At 48.3% G+C, this 17,519-nt stretch carries 16 protein-coding genes; 13 read left to right on the top strand and 3 right to left on the bottom strand.

The annotated features are described in order from the left end of the window. The first annotated feature begins 44 nt into the window (after window positions 1–44). Genes RTV33_RS07465 through RTV33_RS07485 form a run of 5 tightly spaced genes read left to right on the top strand, consistent with a single transcriptional unit; the run spans window position 45 to window position 6,980 of the window. Entirely contained in the window at window positions 45–1,910 is a 1,866-nt protein-coding gene (locus tag RTV33_RS07465) for a nucleoside-diphosphate sugar epimerase/dehydratase (protein ID WP_312643051.1), read from the top strand. Continuing rightward, window positions 1,907–3,238, top strand: a complete 1,332-nt coding sequence (locus RTV33_RS07470; protein ID WP_312643053.1) for an oligosaccharide flippase family protein — start codon at window positions 1,907–1,909, stop codon at window positions 3,236–3,238. The genes RTV33_RS07465 and RTV33_RS07470 overlap by 4 nt, the downstream gene beginning before the upstream one ends. Next, window positions 3,238–4,611 carry an O-antigen ligase family protein gene (locus RTV33_RS07475; RefSeq protein WP_312643055.1) on the top strand — a complete coding sequence of 458 codons (1,374 nt, stop codon included), beginning with the start codon at window positions 3,238–3,240 and terminating at the stop codon, window positions 4,609–4,611. The genes RTV33_RS07470 and RTV33_RS07475 overlap by 1 nt, the downstream gene beginning before the upstream one ends. After that, window positions 4,608–5,720, top strand: a complete 1,113-nt coding sequence (locus RTV33_RS07480) for a glycosyltransferase family 4 protein (protein WP_312643057.1) — start codon at window positions 4,608–4,610, stop codon at window positions 5,718–5,720. Before RTV33_RS07475 ends, RTV33_RS07480 begins: the two co-directional genes overlap by 4 nt. A 6-nt stretch (window positions 5,721–5,726) precedes the next feature. Continuing rightward, window positions 5,727–6,980 (top strand): glycosyltransferase family 4 protein, encoded by a 1,254-nt coding sequence (locus RTV33_RS07485; RefSeq protein ID WP_312643058.1) that lies wholly within the window; start codon window positions 5,727–5,729, stop codon window positions 6,978–6,980. A gap of 70 nt (window positions 6,981–7,050) precedes the next feature. Here RTV33_RS07485 and RTV33_RS07490 read toward each other — a convergent pair whose 3' ends face one another. Beyond that, entirely contained in the window at window positions 7,051–7,515 is a 465-nt protein-coding gene (locus RTV33_RS07490) for a GNAT family N-acetyltransferase (protein WP_312643060.1), read from the bottom strand. A 262-nt stretch (window positions 7,516–7,777) separates the two neighbouring features. Here RTV33_RS07490 and RTV33_RS07495 point away from each other — a divergent pair, with 262 nt between their 5' ends. The 3 genes from RTV33_RS07495 (at window position 7,778) to htpG (ending at window position 13,011) form a co-directional block, all read left to right on the top strand. After that, entirely contained in the window at window positions 7,778–8,542 is a 765-nt protein-coding gene (locus tag RTV33_RS07495) for a hypothetical protein (protein ID WP_312643062.1), read from the top strand. A 121-nt stretch (window positions 8,543–8,663) separates the two neighbouring features. Next, on the top strand, window positions 8,664–10,895 hold the full coding sequence (locus tag RTV33_RS07500; protein ID WP_312643064.1) for an ATP-binding domain-containing protein: 2,232 nt from the start codon (window positions 8,664–8,666) through the stop codon (window positions 10,893–10,895). A 223-nt stretch (window positions 10,896–11,118) separates the two neighbouring features. Then, a complete protein-coding gene (htpG, locus tag RTV33_RS07505; RefSeq protein ID WP_312643066.1) occupies window positions 11,119–13,011 on the top strand; it encodes a molecular chaperone HtpG in 1,893 nt (630 codons plus the stop codon). A gap of 54 nt (window positions 13,012–13,065) precedes the next feature. Here htpG and RTV33_RS07510 read toward each other — a convergent pair whose 3' ends face one another. Next, window positions 13,066–13,290: a hypothetical protein gene (locus RTV33_RS07510; RefSeq protein WP_312643068.1), complete on the bottom strand. Its 225-nt coding sequence runs from the start codon at window positions 13,288–13,290 to the stop codon at window positions 13,066–13,068. A gap of 157 nt (window positions 13,291–13,447) precedes the next feature. On the opposite strand from RTV33_RS07510, the gene RTV33_RS07515 reads away from it, so the two are divergent. From RTV33_RS07515 to RTV33_RS07530, 4 genes are all read left to right on the top strand, one after another. Further along, the gene (locus tag RTV33_RS07515) at window positions 13,448–13,747 is read left to right on the top strand and encodes a helix-turn-helix transcriptional regulator (RefSeq protein ID WP_312643070.1); all 300 of its coding nucleotides are present in this window, start codon (window positions 13,448–13,450) and stop codon (window positions 13,745–13,747) included. A gap of 169 nt (window positions 13,748–13,916) precedes the next feature. Continuing rightward, window positions 13,917–14,288, top strand: coding sequence for a GntR family transcriptional regulator (locus RTV33_RS07520; RefSeq protein ID WP_312643071.1), 372 nt, complete (start codon window positions 13,917–13,919; stop codon window positions 14,286–14,288). Continuing rightward, window positions 14,285–14,983 carry an ABC transporter ATP-binding protein gene (locus tag RTV33_RS07525; RefSeq protein ID WP_312643074.1) on the top strand — a complete coding sequence of 233 codons (699 nt, stop codon included), beginning with the start codon at window positions 14,285–14,287 and terminating at the stop codon, window positions 14,981–14,983. Before RTV33_RS07520 ends, RTV33_RS07525 begins: the two co-directional genes overlap by 4 nt. After that, entirely contained in the window at window positions 14,977–15,792 is an 816-nt protein-coding gene (locus RTV33_RS07530) for a hypothetical protein (protein ID WP_312643076.1), read from the top strand. The genes RTV33_RS07525 and RTV33_RS07530 overlap by 7 nt, the downstream gene beginning before the upstream one ends. A gap of 101 nt (window positions 15,793–15,893) precedes the next feature. Here the strand turns inward: RTV33_RS07530 and RTV33_RS07535 are convergent, their stop codons facing one another. Further along, window positions 15,894–16,559: a hypothetical protein gene (locus tag RTV33_RS07535; protein WP_312643097.1), complete on the bottom strand. Its 666-nt coding sequence runs from the start codon at window positions 16,557–16,559 to the stop codon at window positions 15,894–15,896. Between the two features lie 360 nt (window positions 16,560–16,919). Between RTV33_RS07535 and RTV33_RS07540 the strand changes: the two genes are divergently transcribed. Further along, the coding region (locus RTV33_RS07540; RefSeq protein ID WP_312643078.1) for a glycine betaine ABC transporter substrate-binding protein at window positions 16,920–17,519 on the top strand (600 nt) is incomplete at its 3' end.

The raw sequence follows: 17,519 nt of genomic DNA on the forward strand, positions 1-17,519 counted from the left end.
CTAGTACAGGTAAATTGCATTTTAAAACGAAAGGAGCGAGGATGATGCAGCGGCGTAGTATGATTTTAACTTTGCGCATAGCCGCATTTGATTTGGTGGCGACAGCCTTATCGGTTTGGATTGGGTTTCGTCTCAAATTCGGGTTTGTGCGTGACATTCCCGAGTTTTATCTGCAAAATCAAAACCGATATATCCTCACGACCTTTCTTATTCTAATGGGGCTGGAGCTGTTGTTTGGCTGTGGTAGCTATCTGCCTGCGTTTTCGGTGGCAGACAGTGTTCGTCTGCTGTTTGCAGTGGCAGGCACCGAAATCCTGCTGCTGTTGCTCGACCGCTTTCTCCGCCTTGGAATCCCCTTTGAGGTAATGATAATACAGTCGCTGCTGCTGGTGATGCTCCTCTTTGCCATACGCCTTTCGGTGCGGCTGGTACGGCTTTTTGGCGCACGCTACAAGGGGCTGATTGACCGTGGTACGATGGAGCGGGTGCTTATCTATGGTGCGGGTGAAGTGGGGCGTTATTTGTGCGAGCGGCTGATCAGCCACCCTAAGGAACGCATGCGTGTTGTTGGATTTGTGGATGATAACCCCAAGCTGCGCGGAGTGAAAGTGCAGCATGTAAGGGTATTGGGTACAGCACAGGAGCTCCCCGAAATTATCAGCCGCACCCACGCAACGCAGCTAATCCTCGCCATTGAGCATTTTCCACGCAATTTGCTGTCTAAACTGATGGAAGACTGCCGCGAGCAGAATTGCCGTTTAAAGCGGTTCGGCAGCATTGAAGACCTTGCGAACAATAAGCTTGATACCGCCGCCATCAACGATATTTGTCTCGAAGACCTGCTCCGACGCGACAGCGTACATTTGAATCAGTCGCTGCTGCGTGAGTTTGTAACCGGGCGCTGCGTCATGATTACAGGCGGTGCCGGCTCTATCGGTTCAGAGCTGTGCCGACAGGTGCTTGCAATGGGAGCACGGCTGCTTATTATCTTTGATATTCATGAAAACGGCATGTACACCTTGGACAATGAGCTGCGCGAAAATTTTGACCCGGCGCGCTATCGCCTATGCGTAGGGTCGGTGCGCGATGACGACCGCCTGAACGAAGTGATGGCCGAGTTCTGCCCCGAGTTGCTGTTTCATGCAGCCGCTCACAAGCATGTGCCTATGATGGAGCTGAACCCAAAAGAGGCAATCAAAAACAATGTATTCGGCACCTTGAGCACTGCGAAAGCCGCAATGAAAAACGGTGTGCGGCGTTTTACACTGATCTCCACCGATAAGGCAGTAAACCCAACCAATATTATGGGTGCCTCCAAGCGCATTGCAGAGTTGTGCATCCAAATGCTTGATCATCAGGGCGACACCCGTTTTGCAGCGGTACGTTTCGGCAATGTTCTGGGTAGCTGCGGCAGTGTGGTGCCGCACTTTAAGGCACAGATTGAACGCGGCGGGCCGGTCACCGTTACGCACCCGGATATGCGCCGCTATTTTATGACCATACCCGAAGCGGTGCAGCTTGTGCTGGAGGCTGGGGCGATGGCAAAAGGCGGCGAAATTTTTGTGCTCGATATGGGGGAACCTGTAAAGATTTACGACCTCGCCTGTGATATGATACGCCTTTCGGGGTATATACCGCAGCGCGACATACAAATTGTGTTTACCGGTATGCGCCCCGGCGAAAAACTGTTTGAAGAGCTGCGCCTTGCCGAGGAGGATACCGACAAAACGGCCAGCGACAAAATTTATATCAATAAGCCTGTGCAAACCGATGAAGACCTGCTGCGCCGGCAGCTGAATCATTTGCATGACGCGGTGCAACAAGAAGGGGGCGCAGAACCCCTGTTTGACGCGGTGCGCGCACTGGTGCCCACCTTTGGACAGCAGCGGGAACAAGGGAGTATGCCATGATGCAGCGCGCAAAGTCACTGCTGAAAAACGTGGCGAAAAGCTCCTTTCTGCGCAATTTCGGGGTGCTGCTCTCCGGCTCGGTAGTGGCACAGGCATTGCCGGTATTGGCGTCCCCATTGCTTGCCCGCCTGTATACACCGGCACAGTTCGGCGAATATGCGCTGTTTGTCAGCGCGGTAAACATTTTGTCACAGCTTGTATGCCTAAAATATGATTTTGCCATTCTTACGGCAAGAACGGATGAAGAAGCGGCTTCGTTGTTTCGGCTTTGTTTTGCGCTCAGCATTGTGTTATCACTTGCCATTGCACTGGCGCTGCCGTTTGCGGGGAATATATCAGCCACATTTGGCGTACAAAGCAGCGGCTGGCTGTATTTTCTGCCGCTCGGCTCATTTTTTACGGGGATGCACTCGGCACTCACCTACTACAATACGCGCCTGCTGCGTTACCGCAGAATCACTGCCGCCAACATCTTTAAGTCGCTGACTATGGTCGCCGTCCAGCTTGTGCTGTTTTACGTAGGGCTGGGTGCGTTTGCACTTACTGTGGGGCAAACAATCGCTTATGGGGTAGCCTGCCTGCTTATGTGGCGAAAGGTCGCCGCCCATTGCCGTAATCATACACAAGCGAAACAAGGTTTTCAGCAAAGCAGTGCGCAGCCGGATTCTACCCAGCTGCCTGCACTGAGCCTTAGGGCGGTTGCGCGCCGTTACGATGCTTTTCCCAAATATACGCTGCCCGGTGCGCTATGCAATACCGCGGCATTCAGCAGTATCAGCTTTTTTCTCGCGGCGTTCTATTCTGCACAGCAGCTCGGGTATTACTCCCTCATCAACCGTGTGTTGGCGGTTCCGCTCACACTGATTTCTACCACAACCGGGCAGATATTTACCAAAGAGCTTACCGATACTCATCAAAACAGCGGGGATGTGCGCAAGGTGTTTTGGCGTGTTACCGCAGCACTTGCAGCAGTTTCTCTGCCGATGTTTGCACTGCTGTTTATCATCGCATCACCTTTGGTAAGGTTGGTGTTCGGTGCGCAGTGGGAACAATCTGCCGTTATGCTCCGCATCCTTATCCCACTTTTTGCGGTGCGTTTTCTGGTATCGCCTATCAGCTCTACCGGTATTGTACTGGGGCGCCAGATGCCCACCATGCTATGGCAGTCTAGTCTGCTGATTGCCGCAGTGCTGCCTGCGGTATTCTATATCATCAAGCCGCTGACACTGAATGCATACCTGATTTTACAAACCATTCTGCTCACCGCCTGTTATCTTATCTTTTTAACGTATGCGGCCAAACTTGTAAAACGAAGGAGAAAATGCTGATGCCACAATTTTTACGTGACCGCGAAAGCCTGTTTGGCTTTGTATTGCAATGCACGCTTGCTGTAATGCTGTTCGAGCTTGCGGCAACCTACAGCTTTTATATATTTGATATTCTGCTGATTGTTCTCGCGGCGCTGTTTATGCTTGTGCTCATCGACCGGGGGCGGCTTGACGCAGCGGGTTTTCTGCGTGACGTTACGGGGCGCTTCGGTGGCTTCTGGCTGGTGCCGGTGTTCTTGCTTCTATACCTCGTTTGTGATCTGCTTGGTATCGCCTACTCGGCGATGCCGCAGCTTGGCATAGAAAAGTACAAGGTGGTTGTACTCATGCTGTTTTTATCGGGCTGTGTGCTCGTGTATGTGGATAGCATTCAAAAGCTGCGCTCTATTTTATGGTCTCTTGGGCTGGCAGCAGGGGTAACCGCCCTGTTTACACTGGTGAACTACCTGCTTTTGCATATCTTTCCTATCCCCTACACCCTGCGCCTCACCTTACGGCGCGATTACAATGTATTTGCTACCACGCTGCTGCTTGGCTTTTTGTGTATGTTTTATTTGTTTATCACCGCAGAACGAACCCCGCTTGTATGCATTTTGTTCACGTTAGATATCGCTGTAACCTTGATTGTGCTCTATCTTTCCGCTTCGCGCCGCGTCTTTTTAATGCTGCCGCTGATTTTAGCGTTTTGGTTGTGTGTATTTTTACTGCGCCAAAGAAGCTGGCAAGGGCTGCTTGCTATGATGGCGGTAACCGTGGCGGCCGGAGCGCTGTTTTGGTTTGGCACTATGGCGATGCAGGGCTATATGCAGAAGCAATATAATCAATATGGCTCCTACGGTCCATCCGGCAGCGGTGGGTCCGGCGAGGGCAGCGCCGCCGATCGCTACGAAACGGTATCGGAGGGCAATTTGCTTACAAAACGCCAACTAATTTGGGGCATTGCATGGAATGAATTCCAAAGCTATACCTTCACCGAAAAGCTAATCGGAAAAGGCTTTGCCTACGACATCGCTTTGTACGACGAGGTGGAAAACGAACAGCTTGCCAAAGAATATGAGCATCTCGAGGGCAAAAAGGGGCTGCTTTCGGCGCATAATTTTGTGTTGGCAGATTTGCTTAACGGCGGCTTTATCAAGGCAGCGCTGGGCATTTTACTGGTAGGTTCACTGATATGGGCATGTGTAGTGCTGGCGTTTCAATCGTTTACTGCCGCGGTGCTTTACGGCAATGCGCTTGCGGTTGTGGTGCTGAACAGTTTAGTCTCCAACCGTTATGGGCTGCTGTACGATAAATTTTTCTACCTGTTCGCGCTACTGATGTTGCTGCATCTGCGCTATCAGCGCATACAGAGAAAGGGGCTGTTCAACGGATGAAGCGGGTTGTGATTTGTACCAGCGTGCACCCGCATGACGATGTGCGTATCTTTCACAAGGAGGCGGTTACCCTTGTGCAGGCGGGCTATGACATTACACTGCTCAACCATGAATACAGCGGCGACAAAAGCGGTGTCCGTTTTATTCGGGTACCGGTGGAGCAAAACCGGGTGGGGCGCATTGCGGGCTCGTGGCTGCGGTATGCCCGTGCCGCGTTGGCACAGCACCCCGACATCTGCCACCTGCACGACCCCGAGCTGCTGCCCGCGGGGCTGTGGCTGAAACGCCGCGGCATACAGGTAATTTACGATGCACACGAAGACCTGCCCAAGCAGATTCACGGCAAGCAGTGGATACCGAAATACCTGCGCGGCGGTGCGGCAGGAGGAGCCGCAGGGGTGGAGCATTATGCCGCGCGGCGGTTTGATCTCATCTTTTGTGCTACCGAGCTCATAGCACAGCGTTTTATGGGCATAACTAATCACGTAATCTCTCTGCACAATTACCCGATACTCGCTGAATTCCCGCTTTTGGCACAGCAGCCGCGCGAGCGTGCGGTTTGCTATGTGGGTGCGCTTGCAGAAAACAGGGGGCTGCTGCAAATGGTGCAGGCAGCGTCTCTGGCAGGAGTGCGGTTATATCTGGCGGGGCGGTTCGAAACCCAAAATCTTCAGCATAAGGTGCGGCGCATGGGCGGAAGAAACACCGTTTACCTCGGTGTTTTGGGCAGAGAACAGGTTGCCGAGCTGATGTCCCGCTGCTCAGCGGGGCTGGTAACACTGCACCCAACGCCTGCTTATGTGCAATCGGTGCCCATCAAGCTGCTGGAATATCTTGCAGCGGGGCTGCCGGCCATTGCGTCAGATTTTCCCTACTGGCGTACCTTGCTGGATGGAATCGACTGTGCGGTATTTGTAAACCCCGCTGATACCCATGAAATTGCGCAGGCAATGCTCAGCCTTACCAATGCCCCCGAGCGGGCGACGGAGCTGGGTCAAAACGGCAGGCGCGGTGTGGAAACCCGCTACTGCTGGGAACAAGAGCGTAAAAAGCTGCTGCAGGGTTACGCGTCGCTTATCAATGAAAAATCTGGCAAAGCTGGCAGGTGAAAGCGTTTGAATATTCTGTTAATCAATCATTACGCGGGCAGCCCCGAAATGGGGATGGAGTATCGCCCGTATTACCTTGCACGGGAGTGGAACAAGCTGGGGCACAATGTTACGATTGTTGCAGCCGATTATTCGCATCTGCGCAGCAAAAATCCATCCATTCATGAGTCTGTTCATGAAAAAGTGATTGAGCAGGTGCGCTTTGTGCTCATCAAAACTCCCGTCTATACCGAAAATGACCGCAAGCGTTATAAAAACGTATATCGTTTTGTACAGGCTTTAAACCGCAACGTACAGCTACTGGCGGAAAAATATAAGCCCGATATTGTAATTGCGTCGTCCACCTATCCGTTTGATATTTACCCCGCCCGTAAAATTGCCGCAATAACGAAGGCTAAGCTGGTATACGAGGTACACGATGTGCACCCCGACAGCTTTATAGAAATTTACGGTTATAGCTCTTATCACCCTATTATGCTGGCGCTCAGGCGTGCAGTGAAATTTGCCTACCGTACCGCCGATTGTGTCATTTCTATTTTGCCGAAGGTTGATTTGCACATGAAAGAACTGGGCTTTGAAACCGGTAATTTCACCTACATTCCCAACGGCATTGTGGAGCAGGAAGCCCCTAAAAAGCAGCCGCAGCGGCATATTGACCTAATTGCTCGGTACCGCGATAAGGGCTATTTTATTGTGATGTACCTCGGCGGATTTGCCCCCGCCAATGCGCTTGATGAGCTGGTGGAATCGGCAAAAGATGCAGACCGCGACGTCATGTATATGCTGGTTGGCAACGGGCTGCACAAGGCGCCGCTAAAACGCTATGCCAAGCAGAATAACCTCAGCAACATTATGTACCTTGACGCTGTAGAAAAAAACCAGGTACAGAGCATTCTGGCACTTGCCGATTGTCTTTACATTGGTGCGCTGCCGCTTGAGGTATACCGCTATGGCGTGGGCATGAACAAGCTTTACGATTATATGTATTCAGGGCGCCCCATTGTCTGCGCTATGAATGTACCCGAAAACCCGGTGGAGGCTGCGCGTTGCGGCATCATTGTGCCGGAAAATACCGGTGAACAGATTGCCAAGGCAATTGGAACAATGAAACAGATGTCTGAGCCGGAGCGTGCTGCTATGGGTGAGCGCGGGCGCGACTATGTAATGAAAAACAACCTTTACAGTGTGTTGGCAAAACGCTTTTTAGATGCTGTGAAACAACAGAAAACAGAGGAAAAAGAGAAAACGGCAACCGAGTAGATCGGTGATAAGGCTTACAAGCAAACGAGGGCATCCGCTTACAGTGGATGCCCTCGTTTGGTAATTGCGCTTATTTGCGAAGCATATCGGTGGTGAACTGGTAGAACCCGAATTTTTGATAAAATCCGACTGCCTTATTGTTGCCGAATGCCACGCATAGTTTCTGGTTGGCAATGCCGCTTTCATCCAAAAAACCGAGCGCTTTGTTCATCAGCAGCTTGCCGTAACCTCCGCCGCGCAGGCTTTCGTCTACATACAGCATTTCAATCTCGCCTTCGCTTTGTGCACGGTTGCAGTTGACCGCGCAAAATCCGGCAGGCTCTCCGCCCTCCTCGGGCAGCAGCACAAAAAACACAACCTCACAGCCCGATGCTATTTTTTCTTCGAGAAAAGATTGGCGCACCTCAAAGGTAAAGATTTTATACAGGTCAGAAAAATAGGTGGAGTTTTTGCTGTTGTTTTCCACCAGCTTTGTCCACAGGGGCTTTAGCATGGGGAAGGCGGTATAGTCGAGTTGTTTGCAAATCATGTTCATTTAATAAAAGGCTCCTTGTTCATAGTTTGGTTTATCATATCATATTTTTTGTTGTGCGCACAACAAATTTTTATTCGCACCGAGATTGGATGAAAAATGATGGAGCTGATAAAGGGAAACGAAAAGTTTAGAGCATAAAGACATAATTTTTATGACCGCTTTGCAAAAATAATTATTTACAGGCAAATGCATTAATTTCCTGTTTTCGGGTTACTATTATGGTGTTGGATATTGTACGGTAAAACAGAAAAGGGGAATTTCAATGAATCAATACAACGCAACGTTTTTTCGAATAATTATTCTGGCAATCGGTACGGTGGCGCTTTGTGTGGCGATGGCACTCACCTTTACCGCCTGTGGTACCACCACACCCTCTCAATCACAGGCTGAGGAGTCAGCGGCATCGTCGCAGCCCGATAACTTAAGTATGGCTGCGAGCAGTGAAGCATCCAGCGAGAGCATTGAGGAAGAAACCGCTAAGCTCATAGTTGCCGATGCGGCAATGTACCGCGGTACGGTAGTTTCCATCGATGCCATGACCGAGTCAGGCTCTGAGATTTTATTGCTTACACTAAAAAGCGTGGATGGTACTGGCTTTACGCCATCCACGTTGCCTGTGGCGATTACAGTAGATACCAAGCTGAGCTTTGAGCGTGAAAAGCTGGAGAAAAATGCATATCTCGAAGTTTACTATGGTGGCGAGCCCACCGAAAAGCAGCAGTATGCAAAGGCGATTGCCGTTAACCTACTGGTGCCGGCAGAGCGCTCGGTGTTCAATGGCGAGCTGGTTGAAGTTATGCGCCAAGAAGGCAGCGACAAAGTCTCGCTGCTGTTAAAGCCGCTGGGCGAGGGAATGGAGACGGTGTTTCACATCTCGGATGAAACACAGGTCTATTTAAACCTTGATGAACTGAAAGCAGGTGACAAGCTCAACATCTATTACAACGGCATTGCCACCTTCAGCATTCCGCCGCAGTCAACCGCGATGGAGATTCGCCGTTACACCGCACCGGTCGCCGAAAAATAACGAGGCTGTTCAAACGGCTCGCGCCCTACGGGGCGCGGGCTTTTTTCTTTGCACTACCGCATGCGGATGAAAATGTGGTATAATAAGAAATTAAGATATACGCATAAAGGGGGAAGATTTCTTGCAAACCTATGACAAGGAATTTGAAATAGAGAGCGCTTACCTGCAAAAGGTGACCGGTCTTGCACGGGCCCGCCTTGTGGCACAGCAGGAAGAAGCGATCACCGAAAAGAAAAAGCTGGTGGAATTAAACCGGCACATGTATGAGAATACCGTGCATTTTTCGCACGATTTTGACAAGCTTACCGAGGCGAATCAAGAGCTTGGTAATATCGAAACCCGAACCATTAGCTACCGTATGCTGATGAAACGCCTGCATATGTACGAGCATATGATCGATTCACCGTACTTTGCACGCATCGATTTTACCGAGGACGGCTATGACCGCGAGCCAATCTATATCGGCATTGGCAGCCTTGCCGATGACGACGGCCTGGATGCCTATGTTTACGACTGGCGCGCGCCGGTTGCAAGCCTGTTTTATCGCTGTGAGCCGGGCAGGGTGAGCTACCGTGCCCCTTTGGGCGAAATCAAGGGTGAGCTGAACCTCAAGCGCCAGTATGAGATTAAAAAGGGCAAGCTGGACTATTATTTTGATTCCAGCGTTAATGTAATGGACGACGTGCTGCGCAGCGTACTTTCTAAAAATGCATCGCCCAAAATGAAAACGATTGTGGAGACCATTCAGCGTGAACAGGATGTCATCATCCGAGATCTGGACAGCGACCTACTGATGGTGCAGGGTGTAGCGGGCAGCGGTAAAACCTCGGTTGCGCTGCATCGTGTCGCATTTCTGATGTATCAGGGGCTGACAGGTGGTTTATCTGCCAATAATATCATCATTCTTTCACCGAATGCGCTGTTTGGAAAATACATCTCGGGGGTGCTGCCGGAGCTCGGGGAGGAGAACATCGCCACCAAAACCTTTGAGGATATCTTTGAGGACTATTTTGGCGCACACATTACACTCACCAGCCGTAATAGCACGCTGGAGCAGCTGATGACAGACACCGATAAAACACAGCAGGCTTTGCGTAAGGAGGCAATGGAGTTTCAGCTTTCGGCTGTATTCTGTGAAATTCTCGACCGCTTTATTACCTACTACGAACGTACCTTGCTTGAAATTCCCGACATCCACTATGGCGGAAAATGCTTAGCCACGCGGCAGGCCCTGCGTGAAGAGCTGCTGCAGGGCAGGGTGAATATGCCGGTTGCGAAGCGGCTGCGCAGAATAGAAGAGAAGCTGTTTGAACAGCTGCACAAAGCAAAAAAGCCCCGCCTTGCGCAGCTTGAAAAATTTGTTCTGGAACACCCGGAACACCAGTTTGAAGTAAAAGCGCGGGCAAGACTCCTCTCGATTAAAGAAACTACGGTGTTGGCACACAAGATTCGCGCCTTTACCCGCGTAAATGTTATGGCTGTCTACAAAGCACTTCTTTCAGATAAGGCGCTGTTTTACCGTATTGCAGGTGAACTTTCGCTGCCCCAAAATATAGATGAGATACTCGATTTTATGGGTAAAAGCCTATGCGCTCCGACGGTGAGCTATGCCGATGGAATGGCGCTGCTTTACCTGCAGCTGAAGATGGCGGGAGCAAAACCCAGCAGTAACATCAAGCAGGTAGTGATTGATGAAGCGCAGGACTATTATCCCATCCATTACCAGATGCTGTGCCTGATGCTGCCCAATGCACGTTATACCATATTGGGCGATGTTAACCAGACCATAGCCAAACAGGCGAACCTTACACTCTACGAGGAGATTCAGCATATCCTCTGCAAACGCAAAAACACGCTCGCTACCATGAACAAAAGCTTCCGCTGCTCCACCGAAATCAACGCGTTCAGCCGCCGCTTTATCGACAGCGACACGCAGCAGGTAAGTTTTGATCGCCACGAGCAGGAGCCGGAGATTCGCTCGGCACAGGCTGTAAACGAAATGGACGCGCAGCTGCTCACCGACCTTGCTGCATGCACAGAGCAGGGCTTTGGCTCTATGGCAGTTCTCTGCAAAAGCTTCACGCAAGCGCGCGAGCTGTACCACCGTATTTCCTCTCAAACCGATGTTCGTCTGGTGGGTGAAAACACGGGCGAAATCGGTGCAGGTACCTATATCCTGCCCATTTATATGGCGAAAGGGCTAGAGTTTGACGCAGCATTTGTTTATGGTGTAGACCGCGACAGCTATGAGACAGAGGATGACCGGAAGCTGCTTTACGTTGCGAGCACCCGCCCTCTGCACCGCCTATATCTTTACCACACCGGTGAGTTGAGCAAACTGATTGAAGGATAGCTTAAATGGCTTGAGAAAGTGAACCAATAAAATGCTGTAACCAGCATGAGCAGCAGCAAGGGCAGACTAATTCTGCCCTTGCTTTTTTAAATATTTTACGTTCAATTTTAAAGAAACTGTAAATTGAATCATTCTCTCTTGCTTTTTGGAAGGGTTTGTACTATATTATTATTAGCACTCTGGCATATTGAGTGCCAGAAAATACAACAAAGGTGGAATAAAAATGGCTACAAAACAGTTTAAAGCAGAGTCAAAACGTCTGCTCGATTTGATGATTAACTCGATTTACACCCACCGCGAAATTTTTCTGCGTGAGCTTATCTCCAATGCAAGCGATGCGATCGACAAGCTCTATTACAAATCGCTTAGCGACGGCAGCACCGGCCTTTCGCGCGATGATTTTGCCATCAACCTTGCGGTAGACAAGGACACGCGCACCATCACACTTACCGATAACGGCTGCGGTATGGCCCGTGAGGAGCTAGAGCAGAACCTTGGCACCATTGCCAAGAGCGGCTCGCTTGCATTTAAAAAGGAGAACGCCGAGAAAGAAAACAAAGAGGATATCGACATCATCGGCCAATTTGGTGTAGGCTTTTACTCCGCTTTTATGGTGGCAGACTGCGTCAAGGTCATCAGCAAGGTGTTCGGCAGCGACGAAGCCTATTGCTGGGAATCGCACGGTGTTGAGGGCTACACTATTGAGCCTTGTAAAAAAGAGGGGCATGGAACCGATATTATCTTGACGGTAAAAGCAAACACCGAGGAAGAGAACTATGACGAATTCCTCGAGCCTTACCGCTTGCAGCAGATTGTACGCAAATACTCCGACTATATCCGCTACCCCATTAAAATGGAAGTGGAAAAACGCCGTCCCAAGGAGGGCGGAGAGGAACACGAATTTGAAACCTACACCGAGGTGGATACCCTCAACAGCATGGTTCCGCTGTGGAAGAAAACCAAGAGCGAAATTACTGCTGAGGAGTACAACAACTTTTACAAAGAAAAATTTTTTGATTTTGAAGACCCTGCTAAGGTGATTCATAGCAGCACCGAGGGCAGCGCCACCTACAACGCCCTGATGTTCATTCCGGCTCGCGCACCCTACAACTACTACACCCGTGATTATGAAAAGGGCTTGCAGCTGTACGCCAGCGGTGTGCTGATTATGGACAAGTGTGCCGACTTGCTACCCGACTGCTTCAGTTTTGTACGCGGCTTGGTTGACTCGCAGGATTTAAGCCTCAATATTTCGCGTGAGATGCTGCAGCATGACAGACAGCTTAAAATTATTGAGGGCAGGCTGGAAAAGAAGATTAAGAGCGAGCTGCTTGCTATGCTCAGTGGCGAGCGTGAAAAATACGAAGCATTTTTTAAGAATTTTGGCTTGCAGCTAAAATACGGTGTATATAGCGAATACGGTGCAAAAAAAGACCTGCTTAAGGATTTGCTGCTGTTCTATTCCTCCAGTGAAAAGAAGATGGTCACCATCGCCGAATACATTGGCAGGATGAAAGAAGAGCAGAAGAACATTTACTATGCGTCGGGCGAAAGCGTTGAGCGCATCGATCACCTGCCCCAAATTGAGCTGCTCAAGGATAAGGGCTACGAGGTATTGTACCTCACCGATGACGTTGACGAATTTGCACTGACTATGATGCGCGAATACGATGGTAAAGAGTTTAAATCGGCGGCAAGCAGTGACCTTAACCTTGAAAGCGAGGAAGAAAAAGAGGCTGCGAAAAAGCAGACGGAAGAGAACAAAGACCTGCTTGCTCTGATGCAGGAGGCACTGGGCGACAAGGTAAAGGCGGTTTGCCTGTCGCAGCGCCTGAAAACCCACCCTGTCTGCCTTGCCAGTGAGGGTGCTCTGTCGCTTGAGATGGAGAAGGTTCTCAATGCAATGCCAAGTGACCAAAAGGTAAAAGCAGAACGCGTGCTTGAAATCAATGCCAATCATGCCGTGTTCAGCACGCTTACCAAGCTGTTTGAGAGCGATAAGGAAAAGGTGAAAACCTACGCCGAGCTACTGTATACACAGGCACTGCTCATTGAGGGAATGCCTGTTGAAGATCCCGTTGCATTCTCGAACCAAATTTGCGAGCTGATGGTTTAACAAGAATATTTTATAAAAAGACAAAAAGAGCTGATTCGCGAATCAGCTCTTTTTTTAGTGAAAACTATTTATAAAATCGTACACTTTATCGTAATCTGTAAAGGATAACTGCTGGTTAAAAATATAAGAGAGGGTGTAATTGCACCCGCTTATATCGAATAGCCTCCACTCAATATTTTGAAGAGATTTGAGCACGCTGGGTTCGACACCGGCACCTCTAAGGTCCGAGATGAAGAGATTGTTTTCTTTAGAAACCATCTCTAATATAATACCTTTCATTTCGTTCCCTCCTCTCAACTATAATGGTTTTTAGCACAATGATAAAATTATAACATTTCAATTGTGCATAGTCAACATATAGTGGACTATAGTATAAATTAAGTACGCTTAAAAGATACTACAATATATTAAACTATTATAGTAAGGAGGCAAAAACGTGGTATTTGATTTTGGTTATCGGCTGCGGGAGTTGCGTGAGCAGAAACGTATGACGCAAATACAGGTTGCAAATCGTCTGGGTATTTCAAAAGCTGCAATCAGTGGTTACGAAAATAATATTAAGACTCCTTCACTTGAGGTACTCAAACATCTTGCTGTTTTATTTGAGGTGCCAACAGACTACCTGTTAGGCTTTGAAAACCGAAAGATGCTTCAAATAGACGGATTGACTGACCATCAGCAGGAAATTTTGCAGGCATTGATTAGAGAATTTAAAAAAGAGTCAACGGTAATATGAGTTTGGATAAGAGCCGTCCTTCTGTGTTGAAGGATGGTTTTCTTTTTGTGTATAAAACTAAGCGCCTACGCCGATGTTAAGAAAAATATTAAAAAACTATTGACAAAGAAGTTGTATGAATGTATTATTGTATTAACAGATTAGTACAACGGTACAGGGAGGCGAAAATATGAACTGGGACTTAAAATCGGACCGCCCCATCTATGCACAACTGGTGGAGCAGATTGAGCTTCGAATTGTATCGGGGCAATATCAAGCGGGCGAACGGCTTCCCGCAGTGCGCGATTTGGCAGCGCAGGCAGAGGTAAACCCAAACACCATGCAAAAAGCATTGGCTGAGTTGGAGCGCAAAGGGCTTGTTTACACACAGCGAACCAGCGGCAGATATATTACGGAGGATGAGCAGATGATCAGCAATCTAAAAGATTTATTGGCGCAAATGCAGATCAATGAGTTTTTGGAAAAGATGAGCAGCTTAGGGTTTACCAAACAGGAGACCCTGCGGTTAATTGAACATGTAATGGAGGGAAATGCCCAATGACACCAATTTTAGAATGTAAATCGCTTGTTAAGCGCTATGGCGGCAAAAACGCGCTTGCGGGTGTCGATCTCACAATTCATCGCGGCAGAATTGTAGGTTTGCTTGGGCCAAATGGCAGCGGAAAAACCACAATGATCAAGCTTGCAAGCGGTTTGCTTACCCCTACAGACGGAGAGATTCTCATCAATGGGGTTGCACCGGGGGTAGAAACAAAAAAGCATGTCAGTTATCTGCCCGAGCGTACTTACCTTGCAGATTGGATGAAGGTAAGCGATATGCTGAAATTTTTCGCAGACTTTTATGAGGATTTTAACACAGGCAAGGCTATGGAGATGCTGAGAAGACTCAATATCAGTGCGAATGACAGGCTCAAGACCATGTCGAAGGGAACCAAAGAGAAGGTGCAGCTGATTCTGGTAATGAGCCGCGAGGCCGACCTGTATCTGCTGGATGAACCCATTGGCGGTGTCGACCCGGCTGCGCGTGACTATATTTTAAACACAATCATCAGCAACTACAGCGAAAATGCAACAGTTATCATCTCTACTCACCTTATCGCTGATATTGAGCGGGTGCTGGACGATGTGGTGTTTATCAATCAGGGCCACATTGCACTCACTGAATCGGTAGATGATATTCGTGAGGTACAGGGCAAATCGGTTGATTCACTGTTCAGGGAGGTGTTCAGATGCTAGGCAAACTGATGAAATATGAAATTAAAGCAACTTCGAGAATGTTTCTTCCCTTGTATGGGGCTTTGATTGTTCTTGCACTGATCAATAAAGTGTTTTTTTCGTTTGGTATCTTTAACAGTATAGATCATGCACTGTTGAGCCGTTTCAGCGACATTCCGAAAACACTTGCGCTTACCGCGTACATCTTTATCATCATTGCAATCTTCATTATTACTGTAATCGTAATGTTTCAACGCTTTTATAAAAACTTGCTGGGCGATGAAGGCTACTTAATGTTTACTCTACCGGTAAAGCCGTGGATGAACATTGTCAATAAGCTAGTGGTATCGGTTATGTGGGTAATACTCAGCAGCGTTATTACGCTAATTTCCATCTTTATTTTAATGGTAAACGGCGATTTAATCAGAGCAATTCCCGAAGCAATTGTAATGACGGTTCGTGCGTTGAACACAGAGCTTGGTGTCAATGCCGGCTTATTCCTTACCGAAATGGCAATCACCATCTTTGTAGGCCTATTCGTTAATATTTTGCAGGTTTATGCGGCCATCGCGCTCGGTCAGCTTTGCAACAGCCATAAGCTGCTTGCTTCCTTCGGTGCATACCTCGGTATCAATATTGTAAGCCAAACCGTTGCAAGCGTCTTTATGGTTTTATCTATGATGATAAATCCTACATGGATGAATACGGTTAGCCCGGGATATATGATGAATCTCTTTTTAATTGGCGGTACAATCCTCAATCTTATCTTTGGTGCTGCATTCTATTTTATCACACACTTTATTCTAACAAAGAAGCTTAATCTGGAGTAAGCCGACGAAAGTTGGTTCTCATACAAAACAATAACCCTAAACACAAAAACACCTCCTTTTTAAGGAGGTGTTTTTGTGTTTAGAAAGCAACAAAGCCTAAGCTAACGGAATTCTTTTTTCATATCGCTGTAACCCATCCAAACCACCCAGACATAAGCGAGCGTTTTGGGAATCATCAGCATGCCAACGAGAGGAATCGTATCGGCCCAAAGTACAACGGGGATATAGAAAGCAAACGAGAGGGTAATTGCGAGCCACAGCCAGCGAAACGACCAATCGCTGTGCTTGTGCGCCTGCCGGTAAAACAAAACAATCAAAATCAACCCCATCAGCGCAAATGGTACGTTGCGGATAATTCCCCACATCACCGGTGCATTCATGCTTGTCCATTGGTTCTGCGGCAACAGACAAAGTGCGATGCGCACTGCTGCAAGTATATAGATGATTGGAGTAAGCGCGTTTTGACCCTTTATGCGGTAACGCGTACGCCAAATGTGGTATAGCATTACGTAAAATATTGTCATTGTAACCGACGTAATCAGTTTACCAATACCCAGCGCGACAGCGTTGGCTTCCAGCCCTGTGGTTAGCAGTGCATAGGCACGCGGCACAAGGTGAAACGCATCACCTAAGCCCAGTAAAATTGCCATCCAACCAAACAGCTTGTACTGGCGCACGCCGCGGCAACCACTGAGCATGGATATACCGAGGGTTAGAATTGTTATAAAGTAAGCTGCGTCAAATACGGTTTCAAAAATTGCACGAATCATAATTAAAACTCCTGTAAAGTTGAAAAAATTGAGTAAAATTTGGTCATAATAGAATAAAGTATTATCTTATATTATACACCCTGCCATGAGGGAAACCAACAGGAATCTTGTAGAATAACGATTCCAAATTTTAACAGCGTTTAAAATGCATAGAAAAAATCTGACCGAAATCATGCTTTTTAGCATAATTTTTATAAGTTATTCTGCAAAATTTAGAAAAATTATAAAAAAATTATGAAAAAAGGGAAGCATTTTTTAGAATATCTATGGTTGACCTAGTGACAACCCATATGTTATGATTGGGTTGTCATAAATTTTCCGGTAGACAAAACTTCAATTTTCCATGGGAGGGATTGTATGAAACGAATACTATCGATTGTTCTTATACTGGTACTCGCAGTTTCGCTGTGTGTGGGCTTTGTGGGTTGCGGTAAACAGTCACGCGAGATTGTTTTTGCCGATGTGGGCTGGGACAGCATCAAGTTCCACAATGCGGTTGCGGGGCTTGTAGCTGAGTCGGCATTTGGCTACACCTGGAGAGAGGTGCCAGGCTCTACGCCTATTATGCATGAGGCGGTGAAAAAGGGTGAGGTAGATGTGCATATGGAGGAGTGGACGGATAATATCTCCACCTATGGCGCAGACCTCGATGCAGGGCTATTTCAGGAGCTAGGCACAAACTTTGGCGATAACAAGCAGGGCTTTTATGTGCCGCGTTATGTAATAGAGGGCGACCCCGAACGCGGTATTGAGCCGGTAGCGCCCGACCTCAAAACCGTGCAGGATCTTAAAAAATATCCGCACCTTTTTCCGGATGATGAAAACCCGGGCAAGGGGCGCATTTATGGTGCGATTCCGGGTTGGGAAATCGACGATATCATGAACAAAAAGGTAAAGTACAACGGGCTTGACAGCGAATATATTTATTTCCGCCCGGGCTCTGATGCGGCACTTTCT

It is taken from the genome of Hydrogenoanaerobacterium sp. (genome assembly GCF_032017025.1).
GTDB lineage: Bacteria > Bacillota > Clostridia > Oscillospirales > Ruminococcaceae > Hydrogenoanaerobacterium.

Excerpts from the sequence above, each read along its gene's own strand:
- RTV33_RS07470 (WP_312643053.1), top strand. The coding sequence starts at position 1,907 with ATGATGCAGCGCGCAAAGTCACTGCTGAAAAACGTGGCGAAAAGCTCC.
- RTV33_RS07495 (WP_312643062.1), top strand. The coding sequence starts at position 7,778 with ATGAATCAATACAACGCAACGTTTTTTCGAATAATTATTCTGGCAATC.
- RTV33_RS07480 (WP_312643057.1), top strand. The coding sequence starts at position 4,608 with ATGAAGCGGGTTGTGATTTGTACCAGCGTGCACCCGCATGACGATGTG.
- RTV33_RS07510 (WP_312643068.1), bottom strand. The coding sequence starts at position 13,290 with ATGAAAGGTATTATATTAGAGATGGTTTCTAAAGAAAACAATCTCTTC.
- RTV33_RS07465 (WP_312643051.1), top strand. The coding sequence starts at position 45 with ATGCAGCGGCGTAGTATGATTTTAACTTTGCGCATAGCCGCATTTGAT.
- RTV33_RS07520 (WP_312643071.1), top strand. The coding sequence starts at position 13,917 with ATGAACTGGGACTTAAAATCGGACCGCCCCATCTATGCACAACTGGTG.
- RTV33_RS07525 (WP_312643074.1), top strand. The coding sequence starts at position 14,285 with ATGACACCAATTTTAGAATGTAAATCGCTTGTTAAGCGCTATGGCGGC.
- RTV33_RS07490 (WP_312643060.1), bottom strand. The coding sequence starts at position 7,515 with ATGAACATGATTTGCAAACAACTCGACTATACCGCCTTCCCCATGCTA.
- htpG (WP_312643066.1), top strand. The coding sequence starts at position 11,119 with ATGGCTACAAAACAGTTTAAAGCAGAGTCAAAACGTCTGCTCGATTTG.
- RTV33_RS07475 (WP_312643055.1), top strand. The coding sequence starts at position 3,238 with ATGCCACAATTTTTACGTGACCGCGAAAGCCTGTTTGGCTTTGTATTG.
- RTV33_RS07530 (WP_312643076.1), top strand. The coding sequence starts at position 14,977 with ATGCTAGGCAAACTGATGAAATATGAAATTAAAGCAACTTCGAGAATG.